The sequence below is a fragment of the Variovorax multivorans genome (assembly GCF_051216835.1).
Taxonomy (GTDB): domain Bacteria; phylum Pseudomonadota; class Gammaproteobacteria; order Burkholderiales; family Burkholderiaceae_C; genus Variovorax.
Genome location: NZ_JBPJZL010000006.1, coordinates 162597 through 185282 on the forward strand (window position 1 = coordinate 162597; position 22686 = coordinate 185282).

Genomic DNA, 22686 nt, shown 5'->3' on the forward strand with positions numbered 1-22686 from the left:
CGTGTCTGCCCAAGTCGACCGCTTCGTTCACGACCGCCTGCCGCCTGCCGCGCAGCTGCCCGTCTTTCGCTACGACCTGCCCGAGCTGCAGTTGCCCGACCAGTTGAACCTGGTCGAGGAACTGCTCGACAAGGCGGCGGCCAAGGGCCTCGGCGACAAGCCGATGCTGCGTTCGCCGCAAGGCACGCTGACGTACGCGCAAGCGGCCGTCGAGGTCAATCGCATCGCGCAGGTGCTGACGGAAGACCTCGGGCTCGTGCCGGGCAATCGCGTGCTGCTTCGTGGCGGCAACTCGGTGGCCATGGCGCTGTCGTGGCTCGCGGTGGTGAAGGCCGGGCTGATCGCGGTGGCAACGATGCCGCTGCTGCGCGCGAAGGAGCTGGGCGAGATCATCGAGAAGGCGCAGCCCGTGGCCGCGCTGTGCGATGGGCGCCTGCTCGACGAGCTCGTGATCGCGCAGCAGGCGCATCCGGTGCTCGCCACGGTGATCGCATTCAACAAGCCTGAAGCGGAAGACTCGCTCTCTGCACGCGCGGCGAAGAAGAGCGGTGTGTTCAAGGCCTGCCCCACGGCATCGGACGACATCGCGCTGCTGGCCTTCACATCGGGCACCACGGGCAAGCCGAAAGCGCCCGTCACCACGCACCGCGACGTGCTCACGATGTGCGAGACCTGGCCGCGCCATGTGCTGCGTGCGCGCAGTGACGACATCGTGGTGGGCTCGCCGCCGCTGGCCTTCACCTTCGGCCTCGGTGGGCTGCTGGTGTTCCCGATGTGGGCGGGGGCTTCGGTCTACTTTCCCGATGCGCCGTTCACGCCCGAGGGGCTGGTGAAGCTCATCAACGAGGTCGGGGCGACCATCTGCTATACGGCGCCCACGTTCTATCGCCAGATGGCGCCGTTCGTGAAGCAGCACGGCATGCCCAGCCTGCGCATCAGCGTAAGTGCCGGCGAGGCGCTGCCCGATGCCACGCGTCAGCTGTGGAAGGACGCCACCGGCATCGAGATGCTCGACGGTATCGGTGGCACCGAGGTGTTCCACATCTACATTTCGGCTGCGGGCGACGACGTGCGCCGCGGCGCGGTCGGCAAGGCAGTGCCGGGTTTCACCGCGAAGGTGGTGGACAACGAAGGCAACGAGGTGCCGCGCGGCACGGTCGGCAAACTCGCGCTGCAGGGCCCAGTGGGCTGCCGCTATCTCGACGATCCGCGCCAGGCCGACTACGTGAAGAACGGCTGGAACTATCCGGGCGATTCGTTCGTGCAGGACGATGACGGCTACTTCTTCTACCAGGCACGCGCCGACGACATGATCATCACGGCCGGCTACAACGTCGGCGGCCCGGAGGTCGAAGATGCGCTGCTCAAGCACCCAGCCGTGGCCGAGTGCGGCGTGATCGGCAAGCCCGATGCCGACCGCGGCATGATCGTGAAGGCGTTCTGCGTCCTCAAGCCCGGCAACGAGGGCGATGCAGCCCTCGTGAAGGCGCTGCAGGACCACGTGAAGGCAACGATCGCGCCGTTCAAATACCCGCGGGAAATCGAGTTCGTGCCGGTGCTGCCACGCACCGAAACCGGCAAGCTCCAACGATTCAAACTGAGACAACTCAACACAACATCATGATCCACAAACTCCTGCAGCCCGAAGGCTGGCTGCCTCCCAAAGGCTATGCGAACGGCGTTGCCGCGCGCGGCACGACGCTGTTCGTCGGCGGACAGATCGGCTGGAATGCGCAGCAGCAGTTCGAGTCGGACGACTTCATCGAGCAATGCGGCCTGGCGCTGCGCAACATCGCTGAGGTGCTGCGCGCAGGCGGCGCGGGTCCCGAGCACATGGTGCGCATGACCTGGTACGTGACGGACCGCGACGAATACAGCAGCCGGCTCGCCGAACTCGGCCCCGTCTATCGCGATGCGATGGGCCGCAACTTCCCGGCCATGACCTGCGTGCAGGTGGCGGCGCTGGTCGAGCACCGCGCGAAGGTCGAGATCGAGGTGACGGCAGTCATTCCGGACTGACTGACACCGTCCCGAAGCGCTTGCGGTACTCCGCGGGCGTGATGCCGACCTGCCGCTGGAACGCGCGGCGCAGCGTGTCGGCATCGGCGAATCCGCATTCGAACGCCACCTGCTTGGGTGCCGCGTCTCCAGCCTCCAGCAGGCGGCGCGCGGCGGCCACGCGAACGTCTTCCACCCATGCTGCGGGTGTGACTCCGACCTCCTGTCTGAAGAGCCGCGCGAAGTGGCGTTCGCTGAGACCCATGCGCGTCGCGAGATTCGCGATGCTGTGATCCTCGGCAGGGTTGGTGGAGATCCAGCGCTGGACCTCCTGCAGGGCCGAGCGGCCGGTGGGCGCGGCCTCTCCCTTGCGGCTGAACTGCATCTGGCCACCAGGGCGTTTGAAGAACATCACGAGTTGCGCGGCAACCCTCATGGCGATGTCGCGGCCGAGGTCTTCCTCGACTAATGCGAGCGACAGGTCGAGGCCCGCCGTGACGCCAGCGGCCGTGCGCAGGCGGCCGTCGCGCACGTGGATGGCATCGGTATCGACGGTGACCGAGGGAAAGTCCCGCGCGAGTTGATCGGCAACGGCCCAGTGCGTGGTGACGCGCCGGCCGTTCAGGAGCCCGGCCTGGGCCAGCACGAAGGCACCGCTGCAGACTGAGCCGAAGCGGCGCATCTTGGGTGTCTGCTGCTTCAGCCACGCGGTCACATTGGCATCGGACGCGGCACCGGCAGCGTGCGGAGAGCCCGCGACGAGCAGCGTGTGGATAGGTTCGTCCATTGCATCGCCGATGATTGCATCGGGCATGAGCCGCACTCCCGAGGAACTGCGAACGGGACCTCGCCGACTTGCGATCACCTGCAGCCTGTAGGCCTGCGAACGGGCTTGCTCGTTGGCCTCGGCGAACACGTCGAGCGGGCCGGACACGTCCAGCAACTGGACGCCGGGCATGGCGAGGATGGCGATGGTCTTCGTGGCTTTTATGGATCTGTGGCGCTTTCAGCCGGGCAATGTCTGGATTCGCCGTCTTACGTCGATTGAAGCCACCACAGCCTACTCCTAAAGTTGTCTCAACTTCACAGGAGAAATCCACATGGCTTTGACGACGACGGATGTCGCAGGGGTGCGCATCCCCGACAGCAAGCTTGCACGCGAGATCAGGGAGCTGGTCCGGGACACGGCCCCGCCGCTGCTCTTTCACCATTCGAGCCGGGTCTACTACTTCGGAGCGCTCGCCGGCAAGCGCCGCGGGCTGACCTTCGACCCGGAGCTGCTGTACGCCGGCGCGATGTTCCACGACATGGGGCTGGTGAAGAAGCACAGCAGCGCGCACGAGCGCTTCGAAGTCGACGGCGCGAACGTTGCACGCGATTTCTTGCGCGGGCACGGGATCTCGCAGCAGGATGTCGACCTGGTGTGGACCGCGATCGCGCTGCACACGACGCCCGGTATCCCGCAGCACATGCACCCGGTGGTGGCGCTGGTCACGGCTGGTGTCGAGATGGACGTGCTGGGCCTGACCTACGAGGAGTACAGCGAGGCCGAGCGCACGAAGGTCGTGCATGCGCATCCGCGTACCGAACACTTCAAAGAAGACATCATCCAGGCCTTCTACGACGGCATCCGGCACAAGCCGGAGACGACGTTCGGCAACGTCAAGGCAGACGTGATCGCGGACAAGGAGCCGCACTTCCACCGGGGCGACTTCTGCAGCGTGATCCGCTGCTCGGCCTGGCACGGTTAAGACTGAGTGCGCGCGAATTCCGGAAACAAAAAAGCCCTCTTTGCGAGGGCTTTTTCAATTCATTTACCGACCAAGAAAAAAGGCCCTTTGAAATTCAAAGGGCCTTTTAAATTGGTTGCGCGAGCAAGATTTGAACTTGCGACCTTTGGGTTATGAGCCCAACGAGCTACCAGGCTGCTCCATCGCGCGGCAAGATGGAATTATAGCTTATTCAGCAGCGTTTTGCTCGGCTGCTTCTTCTTTAATTTCAGGACGGTCGACCAGTTCGACGAGCGCCATCGGAGCGTTGTCGCCCACGCGGAAACCCATCTTCAGGATGCGGGTGTAGCCGCCCGGACGCGCGGCGAAGCGCGGGCCGAGTTCGCCGAAGAGCTTGACGACGCTGTCGCGGCTGCGCAGGCGGTCGAAAGCCAGGCGCTTGTTGGCCAGCGTGGGCTTCTTGGCGAGCGTGATCATCGGTTCGATGACGCGGCGCAGTTCCTTGGCCTTGGGGACCGTGGTCTTGATGACTTCGTGCTCGATGAGCGAATTCATCATGTTCTGCAGCATCGCAAGGCGGTGCGAGCTGGTGCGGTTGAGTTTGCGGAGTCCGTGTCCGTGACGCATGGTGCTTTCCTTTACTTTATAAAAACAGGCAGCCGTGTCAGGTACTGCCCGGTGCACTGGCCCTTTTAAGGGGGCCTATTTCAAAAATTCAAATCAACGCTTGTCGAGACCGGCCGGCGGCCAGCTTTCGAGCTTCATACCCAAGGTCAGGCCACGCGAAGCGAGGACTTCCTTGATTTCGTTGAGCGACTTGCGACCCAGGTTCGGGGTCTTGAGCAGCTCGTTTTCGGTGCGCTGGATCAGGTCACCGATGTAGTAGATGTTTTCGGCCTTCAGGCAGTTGGCCGAACGCACGGTGAGCTCGAGCTCGTCGACAGGGCGCAGCAGGATCGGATCGAATTGCTGTGCGCTACGCGGTGCCGGTGCATCGAATGCAGCGAGTTCGCCGCCTTCGAGCTGCGCAAACACGGCGAGCTGTTCAACCAAGATTTTAGCCGATGCGCGCACAGCGTCTTCGGCGGTGATTGCACCGTTGGTTTCGATTTCAACCAGCAGCTTGTCGAGGTCGGTACGCTGTTCGACACGGGCGCTTTCGACCGTGTAGCTCACGCGCTTGACGGGCGAGAACGACGCGTCGAGGACGATGCGGCCAATCGACTTGGTCGGCTCGTCGGCGTAGCGGCGCATCGTGCCGGGCACGTAGCCGCGACCCTTTTCGACCTTGATCTGCATGTCGAGCTTGCCGCCTTGCGACAGGTGCGCGATCACGTGGTCAGGGTTGATGATCTCGACGTCGTGCGGGGTCTGGATGTCCGACGCCAGGACCGGGCCTTCGCCGTCCTTGCGCAGGCTCAGAGTGACTTCGTCGCGGTTGTGGAGCTTGAACACCACGCCCTTGAGATTCAGCAGGATGTTGACGACATCTTCCTGCACGCCGTCGATCGACGAGTACTCATGCAGAACGCCAGCGATCGTGACTTCGGTGGCCGAGTAGCCGACCATGGACGACAGCAGAACGCGACGCAGCGCGTTGCCGAGCGTGTGGCCGTAGCCGCGCTCGAAAGGTTCGAGCGTGACCTTGGCCTTGTTGGGGGCAAGTTGCTCGACCTGGATGGTCTTGGGTTTCAGCAGGGTGGTTTGCATGCAGACTTCCTCTCAATACCCCCGGCTCGTTACACCGGTAAGGCTGGTGAAGCACCTGATCCGCGACGAAGCGCGGAGCAGGAACGTGAACAACAATATCAATCTCCCGCCAGCGCAAAGACGCGCAAGCGGGTAGAAAAAATCAACGCGAATACAGTTCGACGATCAGCGATTCGTTGATGTCGGCGGCGAATTCGTCGCGATCGGGCACCTTCTTGAACGTGCCTTCGGCCTTGTCGGCATTCACATCAACCCAAGCCGGGATACCGACTTGCTGGGCGAGTTGCAGCGCTTCGACAATGCGGTTTTGCTTCTTCGACTTGTCGCGCACGGCGATCACGTCACCGGTCTTGACCAGGTACGACGGGATGTTGACCGACTGACCATTCACCGTGATCGCCTTGTGCGACACGAGCTGGCGCGCTTCGGCGCGGGTCGAGCCGAAGCCCATGCGGTAGACGACGTTGTCCAGGCGCGATTCGAGGATGAACAGCAGGTTGGCGCCGGTGTTGCCACGGCGACGATCAGCTTCTTCGAAGTAGCGGCGGAATTGCTTCTCGAGCACGCCGTACATGCGCTTGACCTTCTGCTTTTCACGCAGTTGCAGGCCGTAGTCGGAAGTGCGCTGACCCGAGGTGCGACCGTGCTGGCCGGGCTTGGAGTCGAATTTGGCCTTGTCCTGGATCGAACGGCGAGCGCTCTTCAGGAACAGGTCGGTGCCTTCACGGCGGGAAAGTTTGGCCTTGGGGCCGAGGTAACGTGCCACGATTTTTCCTTTGTGTCATCTGCCGCAGTTGCCTGCGGGAGCCATCGGCGAAACGCGGATGGCGGTGGGCTTAGTTAAAAAACAAATGCGCAGCCGCTATTCAAAGCTGGCTGCGCCTTGCGGACTGACGATCAGATGCGGCGACGCTTCTGGGGACGGCAGCCGTTGTGCGGAACGGGCGTCACGTCGGCAATGGAATTGATCCGGATGCCGAGCGCAGCCAGTGCGCGCACCGACGATTCGCGACCGGGGCCCGGGCCCTTGATCTCGACGTCGAGGTTCTTGATACCTTGTTCGACAGCAGCACGGCCGGCCACTTCGGAAGCCACCTGCGCAGCGAACGGCGTCGACTTGCGCGAGCCCTTGAAGCCCTGGCCACCCGACGAAGCCCACGACAGGGCGTTGCCCTGGCGATCGGTGATCGTGATGATGGTGTTGTTGAACGAAGCGTGCACGTGAGCGATACCGTCCGCGACGTTCTTGCGAACCTTCTTGCGAACGCGCTGTGCGGCGTTGTTTGCAGGTGCTTTAGCCATGCTGTTCTATCCTTATTTCTTCAGGGACTGCGCAGCCTTGCGCGGACCCTTGCGGGTGCGGGCGTTGGTGCGCGTGCGCTGGCCGCGCATCGGCAGGCCGCGACGGTGACGGAAGCCGCGATAGCAGCCGATGTCCATCAAACGCTTGATGTTCATCGTCGTCTCGCGACGCAGATCGCCTTCGATGGTGAACAGAGCGATCTGGTCGCGGATCTTTTCGAGATCGGCGTCGGTCAGATCCTTGATCTTCTTCGAATATTCGATGCCGCTCGCTTCGCAGATCTGACGGGCGCGGGTGCGACCGATGCCGAAGATGGCGGTCAGGCCGATTTCAGCGTGCTTGTGCGGCGGAATGTTGATGCCAGCAATACGTGCCATGTGCGTCCTCTAATACTCTTCAATCAACCCTGGCGCTGCTTGTGGCGCGGGTCGGTGCAAATCACACGCACCACACCTTTACGGCGGATGACCTTGCAATTACGGCAGATGGTTTTGACCGAAGCCGAAACTCTCATTTCATTCTCCTAAAACTGTTTAACGTGGCGGTCTACCGCCCGGACTCAATACTGAAACACAGCCCTACGATGTCTTGAAGTTCGCCTTCTTCAGCAGCGATTCGTACTGCTGGGACATCATGTAGTTTTGCACCTGGGCCATGAAGTCCATCGTGACGACCACGATGATCAGCAGGGAGGTACCACCGAAGTAGAACGGCACGTTGTACTTCAGGATCAGGAACTCGGGCAGCAGGCAGACGAAGGTGATGTACACCGCGCCAGCCAACGTCAGGCGAACCAGAATCTTGTCGATATAGCGAGCGGTCTGGTCACCCGGGCGAATGCCAGGAATGAATGCACCACTCTTCTTCAGGTTGTCAGCCGTTTCCTTGCTGTTGAACACGAGTGCCGTGTAGAAGAAGCAGAAGAAAACGATCGCGGCAGCGTACAGCAACACGTAGATCGGCTCGCCCGGACGCAGAGCGCCGGCAACGTCCTTGATCCAGCGGAAGCCGCCTTCACCGGTGCTGAACCAGCCAACCACCGTTGCGGGCAGCAGGATGATCGACGAAGCGAAGATCGGCGGGATCACACCAGCCATGTTCAGCTTCAGGGGCAGGTGCGACGACTGGCCGCCATAGACCTTGTTGCCGACCTGGCGCCGCGCATAGTTCACGAGGATCTTGCGCTGGCCACGTTCGACGAACACCACGAAGTAGGTGACCAGCACCACCACCGCGACGATGAAGAGCGCGACGATGACATTCATGGCACCAGTACGCACCAGCTCCAGCAGGCCGCCGATGGCGTTGGGCAGGCCGGCCGCGATACCTGCAAAGATCAGGATCGAGATGCCGTTGCCCAGACCGCGTTCGGTGATCTGCTCGCCGAGCCACATCAGGAACATCGAACCTGCCGTCAGGCTCACCATGGCGGTCAGGCGGAAGCCGAAACCGGGCGAGATGACCAGACCGGCCGACGACTCGAGTGCCACCGCGATGCTGAACGACTGGAATAGAGCCAGGCCCAACGCACCGTAGCGCGTGTACTGCGTGATCTTGCGGCGGCCGGCCTCGCCTTCCTTCTTCAATTGCTCGAAGGTCGGAAGCACGTAGGTCATCAGCTGCATGATGATCGACGCCGAGATGTACGGCATGATCCCCAACGCGAACACGGTGAAGCGCGACAGCGCCCCGCCCGAGAACATGTTGAACAGGCTCAGAATGCCGCCCTGCTGGCCCTGGAACAGCGCCGCCAACTGGTCCGGGTTGATACCCGGCACAGGAATGTGCGCGCCAATCCGGTAGACCACGAGCGCGAGCAGCAAAAAGACGAGCCGACGGCGGAGGTCGCCGAACTTGCCTGTTTTTGCGATCGTTGCCGCGTTAGTTGCCACGAAGAACTTCTTTCAGTCCGATGGTGATCAGGCGATGCTGCCGCCGGCTGCTTCGATCGCAGCCTTGGCGCCAGCCGTTGCACCCACGCCCGTCAGCTTGACGGCCTTGGTGAGCTCACCGGTCTTGACGATCTTGACGACCTTGGCGAGCTGGCCAACGAGGCCGGCTTGCTTCAGTGCCAGGACGTCCACTTCGGCCAGACCGAGCTGCTCGAGGGCAGTCAGCGTGACTTCGGCGTTGAACTTCAGCAGATGCGACTTGAAACCACGCTTCGGCAGGCGACGCTGCAGCGGCATTTGACCGCCTTCGAAGCCGACCTTGTGGAAACCGCCTGCGCGCGACTTCTGGCCCTTGTGACCACGACCTGCGGTCTTGCCGATGCCGGAGCCGATACCGCGGCCGACGCGGCGCTTGGCGTGCTTGGCGCCATCCGCCGGCTTGATGCCATTGAGTTCCATATCAGTCTCTCTTACAGAACTTTGACCAGATAACTGATCTTGTTGATCATGCCGCGCACCGCAGGGGTGTCTTGCAGCTCGCTCACGCTATTGAGCTTGCGCAGGCCGAGGCCACGCACGGTCGCGCGATGCGATTCCTTGGTGCCAATCGGGCTCTTGACCAATTGCACCTTGAGGGTTTGTTGTTGCGTCGTCATTTGAATGCTTCTTTCAGGCTTGCGCTCAAGCGAAGATTTCTTCGACGGTCAGGCCACGCTTGGCAGCCACTGCGGACGCGGTCGTCGAATTCTTCAACCCGTCGAGCGTGGCGCGAACCATGTTGTAGGGATTCGACGAACCATGGCTCTTGGCCACGATATCGGTGATGCCCATGACTTCGAACACAGCGCGCATCGGGCCGCCAGCGATGATGCCGGTACCCTTCGGGGCGGGGATCATGACGACCGAAGCGGCGCCATGGTGACCCGTCACGCGGTGATGCAGCGTGCCGTTCTTGATCGAGATCTTGGCCAGGTTGCGACGGGCTTCTTCCATTGCCTTCTGCACAGCGGCAGGCACTTCCTTCGACTTGCCCTTGCCCATGCCGACGCGACCTTCGCCGTCGCCCACCACGGTGAGTGCTGCGAAACCGAGGATACGACCACCCTTCACCACCTTGGTGACGCGGTTGATCGCGATCATCTTCTCGCGCAAACCGTCTTCAGGGCCTTCGTTCTGCGTTCTTGCTTGAATCTTTGCCATTTTGAATCTCGTGTCCGGTTAGAACTGCAGACCGGCTTCGCGAGCCGCCTCGGCCAGCGCCTTGACGCGGCCGTGGTATGCGAAACCTGCGCGGTCGAAGGCGACCTTCTCGACGCCGGCAGCCTTCGCCTTTTCAGCGATGCGCTTGCCGACGGCGGTGGCAGCAGCGGCATTGCCGCCCTTGCCCGAACCGCCGAGCGAGGTACGCACTTCGGCTTCTGCCGTCGATGCGGTTGCAATCACCTTGGTGCCGTCGTCGGAGATGACGGTCGCGTAGATGTGCAGGTTGGTGCGGTTCACCGTCAGACGGGCCACGCCCTGCGTCGCGATGCGAATGCGGGTCTGGCGCGAGCGGCGAAGACGCTGTGCTTTTTTGGTCAACATCATTTTGCTGCCCCTTACTTCTTCTTGGTCTCTTTGATCACGATCTTCTCGTCCGAATAACGGATGCCCTTGCCCTTGTAAGGCTCAGGCGGACGAACAGCGCGGATCTCAGCGGCGATTTGACCAACGCGCTGACGGTCAGCACCCTTGATCACGATTTCGGTCGGGGTCGCGGTGGCCACCGTGATGCCTTGGGGCATATCGATGTTGACCGGATGCGAATAACCAACCTGCAGGTTCAACTTGTTGTTGGACGCTGCGGCCTTGTAGCCGACGCCGACCAGGTTGAGCTTCTTCTCGAAGCCCTTGGTCACGCCAACCACCATGTTGTTCACCAGCTGACGAATCGTGCCGCTCATCGCGTTCGCTTCACGCGACTCGTTGGCGGGCTCGAAGCTCAGCTTGCCGTCATTGCTGGCGACCTTCACCAGCGCGTTGCGCGCGAGGCTGAGCGTGCCGCCCGTGCCCTTGACGCTGATCTGGTCTTCCTTGATCGACACATCCACGCCTGCGGGGATGGTGATCGGCATTTTTCCTACTCGGGACATTTCAGTAACTCCTCGATGTCTCGGTTAGGCGACGTAGCACAGAACTTCGCCGCCGACACCGGTGGCGCGAGCCTTGCGGTCGGTCATCACGCCCTTGGGGGTCGTGACGATCGCAACGCCGAGGCCGTTCTGAACCTGCGGAATGGAAGCACTGGCCTTGTAGACGCGCAGGCCGGGGCGGCTCACACGCTCAATGCGCTCGATGACCGGACGGCCAGCGTAGTACTTCAGCGAAATTTCAAGCTCGCTCTTGCCAGCTTCGGTCTTGACCTGGAAGCCGTCGATGTAGCCCTCGTCCTTCAGGACTTGTGCGATCGCGATCTTCACCTTGGAAGACGGGACCGACACAGTGGGCTTCGCCACCATCTGCGCGTTACGGATACGCGTCAGCAGGTCGGCAATGGGATCACTCATGCTCATGTTGTTTGCTCCTGCCTGGCTTACCAGCTGGCCTTGGTGACACCGGGGATGTCGCCAGCGAAAGCCAGTTCACGGATCTTGGCGCGGGCCAGACCGAATTGACGGAAGGTGCCACGCGGGCGACCAGTGATTTCGCAACGGTTGCGCTGACGCGTGGGGTTCGCGTTGCGCGGGAGCTTTTGCAGGCCCAGGCGGGCTGCAGCGCGCTCTTCGTCGCTCTTCTTCACGTCGTTGGAGATTGCCTTCAGTTCCGCGTGCTTCGCAGCGAACTTGGCAACCAGCTTGTCGCGCTTGAGTTCGCGCTGGATCAAAGATGCTTTAGCCACAGATCACCTCAGTTCTTGAACGGGAAACGGAAACCAGCGAGAAGCGCCTTGGCCTCTTCGTCGGTCTTGGCCGTCGTCGTGATGCTGATATTGAGACCGCGCAGGGCATCGACCTTGTCGTACTCGATCTCAGGGAAAATGATCTGTTCCTTGACGCCGATGTTGTAGTTGCCACGGCCGTCGAACGCACGGCCGGAAATGCCGCGGAAGTCGCGAACACGCGGCAGCGCGATGGTCACGAAACGGTCCAGGAACTCATACATCTGCACGCCACGCAGCGTGACCATGCAGCCGATCGGCTGGTTTTCGCGGATCTTGAAACCGGCGATAGCCTTCTTCGACTTGGTGACCACGGGCTTCTGGCCAGCGATCTTGGTCAGGTCGGCGACAGCGTTGTCGAGAACCTTCTTGTCGGCGACTGCTTCACCCACACCCATGTTCAGGGTGATCTTGGTGAGGCGCGGAACCTGCATCGGCGACTTGTAGCCGAACTTTTCCGTCAGGTCTTTCGCGATCTTTTCGCGATAGTGTTGTTGGAGACGTGCCATGTGAGTACCTCTTAGGCGATCTTGATTTCGTCGCCGCTGGACTTGAAGACGCGAACAGCCACGCGCTTGCCGTCAGCACCCTGGGTGATCTTGATGCCCACGCGATCGGCCTTGCCGGTCGCAGCATTGAAGATCGCCACGTTGGATTGGTGAATGGGCATGGACTTCTCGACGATGCCACCGGTCGTACCCTTGAGCGGGTTCGGCTTGGTGTGCTTCTTGACGACGTTGATGCCTTCGACGAGCACGTGCGAATCGTCCTTGCGGAGCGACACGGTGCCGCGCTTACCCTTGTCACGACCGGCCAACACGATGACCTGGTCGCCTTTGCGAATCTTGTTCATGGCGTTGTTGTCCTTACAGAACTTCAGGTGCCAGCGACACGATCTTCATGAACTTCTCGGTGCGCAGTTCGCGCGTGACCGGTCCGAAGATGCGGGTGCCGATGGGCTCCAGCTTGGCGTTGAGCAACACTGCTGCGTTGCCGTCGAACTTGACGAGCGAGCCGTCGGCGCGACGGATGCCCTTGGCGGTGCGGACCACCACTGCGCTGTAGATCTCGCCCTTCTTGACGCGACCACGCGGAGCGGCTTCCTTGATGCTGACCTTGATGACGTCGCCCACGCTGGCATAACGCCGCTTGGAGCCACCGAGCACCTTGATACACAGGACGGATTTCGCGCCTGTGTTGTCGGCCACTTCGAGCCGGGATTCAGTTTGGATCATTTCTTGATATTCCCAACTTGTACCGATGTGCATCCAGGAGGGAGGCACCGCGGTCAGTCTTGGGCCCGTCGTCCATGCCTCGAACCACTCGAGACACTTCCGCTTTGGGCTGAAAGCTTCGCCTTTTAGAAGCGAAGCCCGCGATTGTTGCACGCACTAATGCCGATGTCAACAACCCCATTACACCATCTCGCGCTGCCACTAGACTCCGGGGCGTGCGCCAGCCCCTGAAATCCTCGTTTTCGCCCTCATTGCTCCAGCGACGTCACCTGCTGGCGGGCGGAGCCGCCCTGGTAGCGCTGGGCCTGGCTGGCTGCAAGAGCGCGACTCCGAATCCGGACCCTGGCCGGCTGCGCCGCATTGGCGAGGCGCGCTGGCCGCACCGCCTTCATATAGAAGGTACCGTGGTCGGCGGCCTCTCCGGCATCGACTACGACCCGATCCGAGGTGAGTACCTGCTCATCAGCGATGACCGGTCAGACCTGGCGCCCGCACGCTACTACATCGCCCGCTGGCTCCATCCGCAAGCCGAGCAACAGCCCGAGCCGGCAGGCGTGGTGCAACTGCAACGCCCCGGCGGCGGGCCTTGGCCGAACCGGCGCCACGCGGTCGACGGGCTTCCCGTGCCCGACCCCGAAGCCCTGCGGCTGCGCCCCACGACCAACACCTTGCTCTGGACCAGCGAAGGCGACATCGCCCGCGGCTTCGGCCCTGCGCTGTACGAATCGGCCCGCGACGGCCGCTTCCTGCGCGAATTCCCGATGCCGGCAATGTTCCAGCCCGACCCGGCCCAGCGCCGCGGCCCGCGCGACAACCTGACCTTCGAAGGCGTCACCCTCACGCCCGACGGCCGCTTCGCCTGGCTGGCGATGGAAAACGCCCTGATCCAGGACGGTCCCGAGCCCTCCACCAGCGCGCCCGGCGGCCCCTGCCGCTTTACCCGGATCGACCTGGAAACCGGCCAGGCCGACCGCCAGATCGCCTACATCCCCGACGCCATCCCGCTGCGCCCGCTGATTCCCGGCAGCTACGCCGACAACGGCGTAAGCGAGATCCTGATGCTCGACGCCGACCGCATGCTGGTGCTGGAGCGCGCCTACGCCACCGGCGCCGGCAACTCGCTGCGCCTCTACGAAATCGACACCCGCGCCGCCAGCGACGTGCTTGCGGTCGACACGCTGGCATCTGGCAACCACCGGCCGGCAGCCAAGACGCTGGTGGCCAACTTCGCCGCGCTCGGCCTGTCCCGCCTCGACAACACCGAAGGCATGTGCTGGGGGCCACCCCTGCCGAACGGCAAGCGCATGCTGGTGGTCGTGAGCGACGACAATTTCAATCCGCTTCAAATCACCCAGTTCGCAGCCTTCGAATACGCCGACCGACCATGACCATCGCCGTGACCTTCCTGCCCCGCACCGGCCCCGCGCCGCTGCCCCCCGTCGCCTTCATCGGAGGCGGCAACATGGCCAGCGCCATCATCGGCGGGCTGATCCAGCAAGGCACCCCGGCGGATGCGTTCGAGGTGGTCGAGCCCTTCGAGGAGGCCCGCACGAAGCTGGCCCAGTCCTTCGGCATCGTCGCGAAGGCCGAGGCGGGCGAGGCCTTGTCGCGCTGCGGCGTGGTGGTGTGGGCGGTCAAGCCCCAGACCTTTGCCGAAGCCGCCCGCGCGGTGCGCGACTTTGCCGAAGACGCCCTGCACCTGAGCGTGGCCGCGGGCATTCCGTCCGGCAGCATCGCCCGCTGGCTGGGCACGGAGCGCGTGGTGCGCGCCATGCCCAACACGCCCGCGCTGGTGGGCAAGGGCATGACGGGCCTTTTCGCCCGCCCCGGCGTCGAGAGCACCGACCGCTCGACGGTCGCGAAGTTGCTGGCGCCCACCGGTGAACTGATCTGGGTCGATGCCGAACCGGCGCTCGACGCCGTGACCGCCATGTCCGGCTCGGGCCCGGCGTACGTGTTCTATTTCATCGAGGCGATGACCGAAGCCGGCGTCGAGATGGGCCTCACGCCCGACCAGGCGCAGCGGCTGGCCATCGGCACCTTCACTGGCGCCTCGGCACTGGCGCACAGTGCAACCGAGCCACCATCGGTGCTGCGCGAACGCGTGACCTCCAAGGGCGGCACGACCTACGCGGCCATCACCTCGCTGCAGGCTGCCGACGTGAAGGCGCAATTCAAGACCGCGATCCGTGCAGCACAGAAGCGCGCCGCCGAGCTGGGCGAGGAATTCGGCCGCGACTGATTTCAGGCCTCGGGCAGCGCGCGCGGCCCGAGGAAGAACAGCCATTCGGCGGCCAGCGTGACCGTGCCGTCCTCCAACTCGAGCCAGACTTCTTCCTTCAGCAGAAAGCTGTCGCCGGGCTTGGGCGTCACTTCCGCGATGCGCACCCTTGCCCTGAAGCGCGCGCCCACCGGCATCGGCCGCACGAAGCGCAGACGGTCGAAGCCGTAGTTGAGCGCATGGTTCGAATCGAAGGGCAGCAGCGTACGCATGGCTTCGGCGGTCAGCCGGATCAGGTGCGAGACCTGGAAGAAGCCCTGCACGATGGTGCCGCCGTAGCCCGCCTCACGCGCCGCGCGCTCGGGGTCGAGGTGAATCCACTCGCCCTCGCCGTCGCCCGACAGCTCCGAGTAGCGATCGACCATCTCCTGCGTGATGCGGTGCCATTCGGAGAAGCCCTCCTGGCCGATCTTCTGCTTCAGTCGTTCCAGCATGCGCTCTCTCAGCGAACGGCGTAGCCGGCCACGACGCCGGCAAACACCGTGAAGCCCAACCAGTGGTTCAGGCGGAAGGCCTTGAAGCAGCCTTCGCGTGTGCGGTCGCGAATCAACCGCCAGTGCCACAGCGCCTGCGCCAGGGCCACGGCAATGCCCACGTAGAACAGCACGCCCAGCGAACGGCTCGCGCCAGCCCAGGTCCAGACCGCAAGAAAGATCGCGTAGCTCGCCATCACTGCCGCCACGTCGAAGCGGCCGAAGGTGATGGCCGAAGTCTTCATGCCGATCTTGAGATCGTCGTCGCGATCGACCATCGCGTACTCGGTGTCGTAGGCCAGCACCCAGAACAGGTTGCCCGCGAGCAACCACGCGGCAAAGACCGGCACGGTGGACTGCACCGCCGCAAAAGCCATCGGAATGCCGAAGCTGAAAGCGATGCCCAGCACCGCCTGCGGCACCGAGACAAAACGCTTCGCAAACGGATAGATCAGCGTGATGGCCAGCGCCGCGAACGACCACAGCACCGTCGTGCGGTTGGTCGTGAGCACCAGGCCGAAAGCCGCCAGTGCCAGCACCACGCCCAGCCCAAGCGCTTCCCTGACCGACATCGCGCCGCTGGTAACGGGCCGCTGCGCCGTGCGCTTCACGTGGCGGTCGAAGTCGCGGTCGGCCACGTCGTTGACGCAGCAGCCCGCGCTGCGCATGAGGAAGGTACCGAGCGTGAACACGACCAGCAAATGCCAGCCCGGCCAGCCGCCCGCCGCGAACCAGAGCGCGCCAAGAGTGGGCCACAGCAGCAGCAGCCAGCCCGCCGGACGGTTCCAGCGGATCAGGTCGAGGTACAACGCAAAACGCCCGCGAGGAGGCGCGGGCGCAGTGACGGGGGGAGCGGATTCAGTCTTCAAGGAGCGAACGCAGCATCCAGGCCGTTTGATCATGCACCGTGCAGCGCGCGGTCAGCATGTCGGCCGTCGGGTCGTCGCCGGCTTCTTCGGCGACTGGAATGAATTCGCGCGCAATGCGCGACACGGTTTCGTGGCCCTTCACCAGGATGCGCACCATCTCCATTGCCTTGGGCGGAGTCTGCGGCACGTCGGGCACGGTGGCGATCTTGCTGAACTCGGCGTACGAGCCCGGCGCATAGTGGCCCAGCGCGCGAATGCGCTCGGCGAGCACGTCGGTTGCACCCCACAGCTCGGTGTACTGGCCCATGAACATCGCATGCAGCGAGTTGAAATGCGGGCCCGTCACGTTCCAGTGGAAGTTGTGCGTGGTGAGGTAGAGCGTGTAGGTGTCGGCCAGCACGCGGCTCAGGCCTTCGGCGATGGCGGCGCGGTCCTGGCGCTCGATGCCGATGTTGATGATCGGCGCATTGCGGCTGCCCGACTCCTGCGCGACCACCGCGCCGCCTTTCTTGGGCACCTTGCCGGCAGAGGAGGCGGACGATGATTTTTTCGAGTCTTTGGCCATGGCGGGAGGTCTTTCTGCAATTTGGAGGGGAGAACACCTGGATTCTGAAAGCCGGCAAGCAGCTTCGCAACAGCGTGACTCTATCCCAGCGATCTACGACAGGCGCTTGACGCCCGGCAGCTCGCACGCATAGATCGCGTTGCGCAGCGCCGCAATCGCCTCGTAGCGCGTGAAGGTGCGCCGCCATGCAAGCACCACGCGGCGCGTGGGCGGGTCGCGGTCGTGCGCATCGCGCACTGGCAGATAGCGCACCATCTGCTCGGGCTCCTTGCGGCCCTTGACCTTGGGCTTGATCGCCTCGGCCGGCACCGACAGGCGCGGCACCAGCGTCACGCCCATGCCCGAGGCCACCATGTGCTTGATGGTTTCGAGCGAAGAGCCTTCGAAGCTCTTGCGGATGCCTTCGGCATTGCTGGAGAAACGCGCGAACTCCGGGCACACCTCTAGCACGTGGTCGCGGAAGCAGTGGCCGGTGCCCAGCAGCAGCATGGTTTCGCTCTGCAGCTCTTCGGAGGTGATCGATTCGCGATCGGCAAACTTGTGCTTGTTGGGCAGCGCCGCCATGAAGGGCTCGTCATACAGCGGCGCCATCGCAAGGCCGGTGTCGGGAAAGGGCTCGGCCATGATGGCGCAGTCGATCTCGCCGGCACGCAGCATCTCGAGCAGCTTGGCGGTGAAGTTCTCCTGCAGCACCAGCGGCATCTGCGGCGTGCGCGCGATCACCTGGCGCACGAGGTCGGGCAGCAGGTACGGCCCGATGGTGTAGATCACGCCCAGGTTCAGCGGACCTGCCAGCGGATCTTTGCCGCGCTTGGCAATTTCCTTGATGCTGGCCGCCTGGTCGAGCACGCTCTGCGCCTGCTGCACGATCTGCTCGCCCAGAGGCGTGACGGTCACTTCGCCGGCGCTGCGCTCGAAGAGCTTGACTTCGAGTTCGTCCTCGAGCTTCTTGATCGCGACCGAGAGGGTCGGCTGTGAAACGTAGCAGGCCTCGGCCGCCTTGCCGAAGTGCCGTTCGCGGGCTACTGCGACGATGTATTTGAGTTCGGTGAGAGTCATAGCTTGCGTCAATTATGCGCAAGGGTGTGTGACCGGGCGGGCTTGGGGTCTTAAAGGCTCCTAACAGAGTGTCAAATGGGTCACTTCTGGATGGAAATCAACAGTCAGGGCTTCGAAAGTCCCCAACCCAGCAAGTGCTCGCGATACCGGTGGTTCGAAGTAGTAGAGCCGCCTGCAAAGCTGGTGGGATTGCTTTCCGGAAACGTACTCCTTGGAGAAGATCACCTCACGCACCTCATCGGACAGCCTGGAGCTGGGGCTCAGGTCGAATCGAAACAGATGCTCAGATTGAACCGGAACAGGTGCCCAGATCGGACCGGAATACGCATCGCAGTATTCCAGTGAACCCGATCTGCAAGGGCGCTTGGACGATTTGCGCCTCTACAGCGGCGCGCTCGGCGCGACGGAGATTGCTGCGCTGGCGAAGGCCTGAGGCAAGCACCTTGGAACAATGCGCGTGGAGATTTCATCAAACCACAGCATCCCCAAAAAACCTCGGCTTACTTGATACCGCAGGCAGCAGTCTCGGTCGCAATGCATAGCTCATTCAACGAAAGAGCAGCCCGAGCGGGCTGCAGGCTTTCACTCGGCGGTCTTGCCTCCTGCAGCGTATCCGCCAAGAAACACCTGCACGGCGTGCCGCGTCGCCTCACGAAGTTCCTTGCGGGTCAACGGCCCCTGGATGCCAAACAGGCTCGGCTTGACGGTCTGCGAATCGAGAAGGCTCATCAGATCGTGTGCCGCCAAGACAGGGTCGGCCGGCCGCAGCCGGCCCTTGTGCATCTGCTGGGCCAGGAAGTCTGCCATCGCGGTCACGCCCTTCTTGGGCCCGCCCTCGTAGAAAAGCCGCCCGATGTCGCTGCGGCCGGATTCGGCGATCACCGCCCTGTGCGCCTGGATGACCTCTTGCGAGCACACCACGGCCAGGACCTTCTCGCCGAAGCGCTGTAGCACCTGCGCAAGGTCGTCCTCGCCCTCCTGCGCCAGCGCCGTGAAGATGGGGCCGAAGTGTTTGCTTGCAGAGGCGTGGATCACGGCAACGAACAACTCCTCCTTGGAGCTGAAATAGCCGTAGAGCGTTGCCCTGGAGCCGCCCACGCGCGCGGCGATCTCTACGATGGAGGCCCCCTTGAACCCCAGTTCCCTGAAGACTTCCGATGCCACCTGGACGATGGCATCGCGCTTTGCTTCGGTCTTTACTCGCATCTGCGGGCGTCCTTATTTTTATACAGCTCTGACTGTTTTAATTGAAAATTCACTATGATAAAAATTCATTTCAGTACATTACCGTATATTTAATCGCCGTTATCGCGTTCATGGCCGCCGCCAGCTTGGATGCGGTGTCACCTGTGCACGAGATGGGCGTTCAGGCCAGGTTAATGTGAAATCAATCGCCGCCACGAAGGTGCCAGGCACGTCGCACTCCGCAAGAAGGGGTCGCGCAGTGACCACCTTGGCCAGGCGGTGCCAGCGTAGGCGGCCGCACCTACCGGGTTTGCCAGAGTCGAGGATCTACGCCTCGACTTCGGGCTGCAGCGCCTTTCTTCTTCAACTGCCGCGCTCTTTCCGCGCGTGTGCTGGCTTTGCCTGGTTCTTGCCGCCATCGCCGAAGACCGCCTGCAGGATGATTTCCGTGGTTTCCCAGAAATGCGCATGCAGCAGTTGCACCGCCTTGTCGGGCTGTCGGGAAATGGCTGCGTCCATCATTTCGCGGTGTTCGGCGATCGGGTCGCGTTTCTGCCGCGAGGTGTAGCGTTCGGCCAGATTGCGGTAGCGCTCGGACTGGTCGTAGAGCAGTCGGCACAGGCGCAGTGTCCATTGCGATGAGCAGCCTGCAACCAAGGCTTCGTGGAACTGTCGATGCGCCGCCGCCCATGGGGCATGCAGCTCGGGCGAGGAAGGCACGGGCGTCTTCGACAGCCGGTGAAAGGCGGACAGGATGCCGGACTCCCATTCCAGATCGCCGTCCGCGATCGCGCCGTGCAGTGCGAGTGATTCCACCTCGATACGGGTGCGCGTGAGGTCTGTCAGCTCCTCGCGCGACACGCTGGCGACGCAGAAGCCCCGCTGGTCTTGCACCTCGACAAGGCCATCGGTCACGAGGCGGGACAGGGCCTCGCGGATGGCCGTGGGGCCGATGCCATAACGCTCGGACAGCGCCTGGATGCGCAACCGCATCTCGGGTCGCAGCTGGCCTCCGAGGATATCGGCGCGCAGGCGCTCGAAGGCCTGGGTTGCCAGGCTCTTGGCACTGGGAGCGGGGGTGACGAATTCCATTCGTTTTGTCGACGCCGCGCTTCAGAAGAAGCGCTCCTCCATCGTAGTGAACGAATGATCGTTGAAACAAGGCTTGGCGTCCATCTTTCAAAATAATGGTTATTCCTATGTTTTATCGATAATTTTGGATTTAATCTTCTGGCAGTCGAGCAGCGCGACTCGGTGCAAAAGCGCCTGCCTGTTTCGTCGCTTCCCCAAGGAGTTTTCACCCATGATTGCTGTGCAGGACATCGCCTTTGTCCGGTACCAGGTTCCGGATCTGGACAAGATGGAATGCTTTCTCAACGAGTTCGGCCTGCAACTCGCCGCTCGCACGTCCACCGCCCTGTACATGCGGGCGGCTGGCTCGGCCCACCATGTGCATGTGAGCGAACTTGGCGCCGAGAACGCGAGCGTCGGCTTCGGGCTGCGCGCCGGCAGCGCGAGCGATCTCGCGCGCCTGGCCGAGAAGCTGGGCGTTGCAGTCGAAGACAACCCCGAGCCGGGCGGCGGCCAGCGGGTGCGCATCACCGATCCCGCCGGTTTTCTGGTCGATGTGATCCATGGGCAGGCACAGCACCCGCCGCTGCCCACGCGCGCGCCGATCACGATGAACTCGCCGGGCGAGCGCCGCCGACTCGGCAAGGCGATACGCCTGAAGCCCGGCCCCTGCTCGGTGATGCGGCTGGGTCATCTGGTCCTGCTGGTGCCCGACTTTGCCAAGACCCTGGCCTTCTACCGCGATGTGCTGGGCCTGCGCGTGTCCGACACGTACTGGGCGGGCCAGGAGGGAAACGTCATTGCCGCCTTCATGCATTGCGGGCTCGGCGAGCAGTGGACCGACCACCACACCGTGGCACTGATCGCTTCACCCGATGGCCCCGCGCGCTTCGATCACAGTGCCTTCGAGGTGCTGGACCTGGACGATGTTGTCCTGGGCGGCGAGCACCTGAAGGCCGGCGGCTGGCAGCACTCATGGGGCGTCGGCCGCCATGTGCAAGGCAGCCAGATCTTCGACTACTGGCGCGATCCCTTCGGCAACAAGGTCGAGCATTGGACCGACGGCGACCTGGTCAACGACCACACACCCGTGGGCACTGCGCAGATCAACAACGACGAGCTGCGGCAATGGGCGCCGGCCTTGTCCCCGGAATTTTTCGCCTGAGCCTCCTTCACCACCTGAGCCGCAACTCCAGCAGCACGCCATGAAACTCGCCCGTTACACCTTCGACAACCGCACCGGCATCGGTGCCGTCCTCGACGATCGCATCGTCCCGCTCGCCACGTTGGACCCCGCCGCGCCGGCAAGCATCCGCCAGATCCTGGCGGCCGGCCCTGCGCTGATCCAGCGGCTGAGCGAGGCGCTGGTGCGCCAGCAGCACGTCGGCATTGCGCTGGTCGACGTCAAGCTCGAAGCGCCGATTCCCGATGCGCAGAAGTACATGGCCATCGGCATGAACTACCACGACCATGCGCAGGAGGCCGCGCGCGCCGGTGTGCCGGTGCCCAAGAACCAGCTCTGGTTCAACAAGCAGGTCAGCTGCATCACCGGCCCCTTCGATCCGATCTTCAAGCCGCGCGTCTCCGAGCAGATGGACTACGAGGCGGAAATGGGCGTCGTCATCGGCAAGCGCTGCCGCTATGTGAGCGTGGAAGATGCGCCCAGCGTGGTCGGCGGTTATTTCGTCTGCAACGACGTGACGGCGCGCGACTGGCAGTTCAAGAGCCCCACCTTCACCCTCGGCAAGTCCTTCGACAGCCACGGACCGATCGGCCCGTGGATCACGACGGCCGATGAGATCGCCGATCCGCATGCCCTGCAGATGACGCTGTGGGTCAACGGCGAGCAGCGACAGAGTTCGAGCACCGGCGGGATGATCTACAACATCAGGGAGCAGATCCACGAGCTGTCGCAGGTGATGACCCTGGAGCCGGGCGACCTCATCGCCACCGGCACCTGCGCCAACGTCGGCATTGCGCTGGGCAAGTTCCTGCAGCCGGGCGATGTGGTCAAGGTGGCCATCGAGGGACTCGGCCATATCGAGAACCGCGTGCTGCCCGAGCCGGACTTCGCCTGAAAAAAGCGACCGACCGCAACGGCCATCGCCGAACCCCTGCCGATTGGAGCCTGCCATGACCCTGGCGAGTGAGCTGTTCGTGCCACGCACCGTGCCACTGGAGGTCGCGCAGCGCCTGAACGGTGCGATCGGTCAGGCCGTGCAGGACACGGAGTTTCGCCGACAGATCGCGTCGGGCGGCGCAGTGCCCGGCAGGCCAATGACGCTGGACGAAGCCGAGCGCATGTTGACCGAGCAGACGGCCCGCTACCGGCGCCTGGCCCAGGTGGTCAGGTTGGTGGCGCAATGAATTTCCCCTTTTTTCATCCAAGGAATGACTC

Annotated in this window: 32 protein-coding genes and 1 tRNA gene; 8 read left to right on the forward strand and 25 right to left on the reverse strand. The window is 63.2% G+C overall.

What is annotated here, in order from left to right:
- The first annotated feature begins 1 nt into the window (after position 1).
- Together ACSFCA_RS16980 and ACSFCA_RS16985 are read left to right on the forward strand one after the other, a co-directional pair.
- Positions 2-1624: an AMP-binding protein gene (locus tag ACSFCA_RS16980; protein ID WP_435460435.1), complete on the forward strand. Its 1623-nt coding sequence runs from the start codon at positions 2-4 to the stop codon at positions 1622-1624.
- Positions 1621-2019, forward strand: coding sequence for a RidA family protein (locus ACSFCA_RS16985; RefSeq protein ID WP_258352357.1), 399 nt, complete (start codon positions 1621-1623; stop codon positions 2017-2019). Before ACSFCA_RS16980 ends, ACSFCA_RS16985 begins: the two co-directional genes overlap by 4 nt.
- Here ACSFCA_RS16985 and ACSFCA_RS16990 read toward each other — a convergent pair.
- Positions 2006-2989 (reverse strand): GlxA family transcriptional regulator, encoded by a 984-nt coding sequence (locus ACSFCA_RS16990; protein WP_435460537.1) that lies wholly within the window; start codon positions 2987-2989, stop codon positions 2006-2008. The genes ACSFCA_RS16985 and ACSFCA_RS16990 overlap by 14 nt on opposite strands.
- 109 nt (positions 2990-3098) lie before the next feature.
- Between ACSFCA_RS16990 and ACSFCA_RS16995 the strand changes: the two genes are divergently transcribed.
- Positions 3099-3749 (forward strand): HD domain-containing protein, encoded by a 651-nt coding sequence (locus tag ACSFCA_RS16995; RefSeq protein ID WP_435460434.1) that lies wholly within the window; start codon positions 3099-3101, stop codon positions 3747-3749.
- A 112-nt stretch (positions 3750-3861) separates the two neighbouring features.
- Here the strand turns inward: ACSFCA_RS16995 and ACSFCA_RS17000 are convergent.
- From ACSFCA_RS17000 to rplN, 18 genes are all read right to left on the reverse strand, one after another.
- A tRNA-Met gene (locus ACSFCA_RS17000) sits at positions 3862-3938 on the reverse strand.
- Between the two features lie 18 nt (positions 3939-3956).
- On the reverse strand, positions 3957-4355 hold the full coding sequence (gene rplQ / locus ACSFCA_RS17005; RefSeq protein ID WP_093059382.1) for a 50S ribosomal protein L17: 399 nt from the start codon (positions 4353-4355) through the stop codon (positions 3957-3959).
- Between the two features lie 93 nt (positions 4356-4448).
- The gene (locus ACSFCA_RS17010; RefSeq protein WP_093059385.1) at positions 4449-5438 is read right to left on the reverse strand and encodes a DNA-directed RNA polymerase subunit alpha; all 990 of its coding nucleotides are present in this window, start codon (positions 5436-5438) and stop codon (positions 4449-4451) included.
- A 142-nt stretch (positions 5439-5580) separates the two neighbouring features.
- Positions 5581-6204 (reverse strand): 30S ribosomal protein S4, encoded by a 624-nt coding sequence (gene rpsD, locus ACSFCA_RS17015; RefSeq protein WP_009124826.1) that lies wholly within the window; start codon positions 6202-6204, stop codon positions 5581-5583.
- A 131-nt stretch (positions 6205-6335) separates the two neighbouring features.
- Entirely contained in the window at positions 6336-6740 is a 405-nt protein-coding gene (gene rpsK, locus ACSFCA_RS17020; RefSeq protein ID WP_009124825.1) for a 30S ribosomal protein S11, read from the reverse strand.
- 12 nt (positions 6741-6752) lie between these two features.
- Positions 6753-7118 (reverse strand): 30S ribosomal protein S13, encoded by a 366-nt coding sequence (rpsM, locus tag ACSFCA_RS17025; protein ID WP_013544105.1) that lies wholly within the window; start codon positions 7116-7118, stop codon positions 6753-6755.
- A 23-nt stretch (positions 7119-7141) separates the two neighbouring features.
- Entirely contained in the window at positions 7142-7255 is a 114-nt protein-coding gene (rpmJ, locus tag ACSFCA_RS17030) for a 50S ribosomal protein L36 (RefSeq protein ID WP_013544106.1), read from the reverse strand.
- 64 nt (positions 7256-7319) lie between these two features.
- Positions 7320-8633, reverse strand: a complete 1314-nt coding sequence (gene secY / locus ACSFCA_RS17035; protein WP_093059387.1) for a preprotein translocase subunit SecY — start codon at positions 8631-8633, stop codon at positions 7320-7322.
- Between the two features lie 27 nt (positions 8634-8660).
- Positions 8661-9092: a 50S ribosomal protein L15 gene (rplO, locus tag ACSFCA_RS17040; RefSeq protein ID WP_093059389.1), complete on the reverse strand. Its 432-nt coding sequence runs from the start codon at positions 9090-9092 to the stop codon at positions 8661-8663.
- 11 nt (positions 9093-9103) lie between these two features.
- Positions 9104-9289, reverse strand: coding sequence for a 50S ribosomal protein L30 (gene rpmD, locus ACSFCA_RS17045; RefSeq protein WP_009124818.1), 186 nt, complete (start codon positions 9287-9289; stop codon positions 9104-9106).
- Between the two features lie 25 nt (positions 9290-9314).
- Positions 9315-9833, reverse strand: coding sequence for a 30S ribosomal protein S5 (rpsE, locus tag ACSFCA_RS17050; protein ID WP_013544109.1), 519 nt, complete (start codon positions 9831-9833; stop codon positions 9315-9317).
- 18 nt (positions 9834-9851) lie between these two features.
- Positions 9852-10217, reverse strand: a complete 366-nt coding sequence (rplR, locus tag ACSFCA_RS17055) for a 50S ribosomal protein L18 (RefSeq protein ID WP_042672913.1) — start codon at positions 10215-10217, stop codon at positions 9852-9854.
- A 14-nt stretch (positions 10218-10231) separates the two neighbouring features.
- Complete coding sequence (gene rplF, locus ACSFCA_RS17060) at positions 10232-10765, reverse strand: 50S ribosomal protein L6 (RefSeq protein WP_258352354.1); 534 nt, start codon at positions 10763-10765, stop codon at positions 10232-10234.
- A gap of 24 nt (positions 10766-10789) precedes the next feature.
- Complete coding sequence (gene rpsH, locus ACSFCA_RS17065) at positions 10790-11185, reverse strand: 30S ribosomal protein S8 (protein ID WP_093059395.1); 396 nt, start codon at positions 11183-11185, stop codon at positions 10790-10792.
- Positions 11186-11205: 20 nt separating this feature from the next.
- Complete coding sequence (rpsN, locus tag ACSFCA_RS17070) at positions 11206-11511, reverse strand: 30S ribosomal protein S14 (RefSeq protein ID WP_258352353.1); 306 nt, start codon at positions 11509-11511, stop codon at positions 11206-11208.
- Between the two features lie 8 nt (positions 11512-11519).
- Positions 11520-12059, reverse strand: coding sequence for a 50S ribosomal protein L5 (gene rplE, locus ACSFCA_RS17075; RefSeq protein WP_013544114.1), 540 nt, complete (start codon positions 12057-12059; stop codon positions 11520-11522).
- A gap of 11 nt (positions 12060-12070) precedes the next feature.
- Positions 12071-12403, reverse strand: coding sequence for a 50S ribosomal protein L24 (rplX, locus tag ACSFCA_RS17080; protein WP_093059397.1), 333 nt, complete (start codon positions 12401-12403; stop codon positions 12071-12073).
- 13 nt (positions 12404-12416) lie between these two features.
- On the reverse strand, positions 12417-12785 hold the full coding sequence (gene rplN / locus ACSFCA_RS17085) for a 50S ribosomal protein L14 (protein WP_009124801.1): 369 nt from the start codon (positions 12783-12785) through the stop codon (positions 12417-12419).
- 251 nt (positions 12786-13036) lie between these two features.
- On the opposite strand from rplN, the gene ACSFCA_RS17090 reads away from it, so the two are divergent.
- Together ACSFCA_RS17090 and proC are read left to right on the forward strand one after the other, a co-directional pair.
- On the forward strand, positions 13037-14173 hold the full coding sequence (locus tag ACSFCA_RS17090) for an esterase-like activity of phytase family protein (RefSeq protein ID WP_435460433.1): 1137 nt from the start codon (positions 13037-13039) through the stop codon (positions 14171-14173).
- Entirely contained in the window at positions 14170-15027 is an 858-nt protein-coding gene (gene proC / locus ACSFCA_RS17095; protein ID WP_258352351.1) for a pyrroline-5-carboxylate reductase, read from the forward strand. Before ACSFCA_RS17090 ends, proC begins: the two co-directional genes overlap by 4 nt.
- Before the next feature lie 2 nt (positions 15028-15029).
- Here the strand turns inward: proC and ACSFCA_RS17100 are convergent, their stop codons facing one another.
- The 6 genes from ACSFCA_RS17100 to ACSFCA_RS17125 form a co-directional block, all read right to left on the reverse strand.
- Positions 15030-15500: a MaoC/PaaZ C-terminal domain-containing protein gene (locus ACSFCA_RS17100; RefSeq protein ID WP_435460432.1), complete on the reverse strand. Its 471-nt coding sequence runs from the start codon at positions 15498-15500 to the stop codon at positions 15030-15032.
- Positions 15501-15508: 8 nt separating this feature from the next.
- The gene (gene ubiA, locus ACSFCA_RS17105; RefSeq protein WP_435477093.1) at positions 15509-16408 is read right to left on the reverse strand and encodes a 4-hydroxybenzoate octaprenyltransferase; all 900 of its coding nucleotides are present in this window, start codon (positions 16406-16408) and stop codon (positions 15509-15511) included.
- Positions 16398-16973, reverse strand: a complete 576-nt coding sequence (locus ACSFCA_RS17110) for a Dps family protein (protein WP_093059406.1) — start codon at positions 16971-16973, stop codon at positions 16398-16400. The genes ubiA and ACSFCA_RS17110 overlap by 11 nt, the downstream gene beginning before the upstream one ends.
- A gap of 93 nt (positions 16974-17066) precedes the next feature.
- Entirely contained in the window at positions 17067-18032 is a 966-nt protein-coding gene (locus ACSFCA_RS17115) for a LysR substrate-binding domain-containing protein (RefSeq protein ID WP_093059408.1), read from the reverse strand.
- 582 nt (positions 18033-18614) lie between these two features.
- A complete protein-coding gene (locus ACSFCA_RS17120; RefSeq protein ID WP_258352348.1) occupies positions 18615-19196 on the reverse strand; it encodes a TetR/AcrR family transcriptional regulator in 582 nt (193 codons plus the stop codon).
- 384 nt (positions 19197-19580) lie between these two features.
- On the reverse strand, positions 19581-20309 hold the full coding sequence (locus tag ACSFCA_RS17125) for a GntR family transcriptional regulator (protein ID WP_258352347.1): 729 nt from the start codon (positions 20307-20309) through the stop codon (positions 19581-19583).
- 211 nt (positions 20310-20520) lie between these two features.
- Between ACSFCA_RS17125 and ACSFCA_RS17130 the strand changes: the two genes are divergently transcribed.
- From ACSFCA_RS17130 to ACSFCA_RS17140, 3 genes are read left to right on the forward strand one after another with little or no spacing between them, the layout of a single operon-like run.
- Positions 20521-21453, forward strand: a complete 933-nt coding sequence (locus ACSFCA_RS17130) for a VOC family protein (RefSeq protein ID WP_258352346.1) — start codon at positions 20521-20523, stop codon at positions 21451-21453.
- 40 nt (positions 21454-21493) lie between these two features.
- Positions 21494-22366, forward strand: a complete 873-nt coding sequence (locus ACSFCA_RS17135) for a fumarylacetoacetate hydrolase family protein (RefSeq protein WP_435460429.1) — start codon at positions 21494-21496, stop codon at positions 22364-22366.
- Between the two features lie 55 nt (positions 22367-22421).
- Entirely contained in the window at positions 22422-22655 is a 234-nt protein-coding gene (locus tag ACSFCA_RS17140; RefSeq protein WP_435460428.1) for a type 2 periplasmic-binding domain-containing protein, read from the forward strand.
- The last annotated feature ends 31 nt before the right edge of the window (positions 22656-22686 follow it).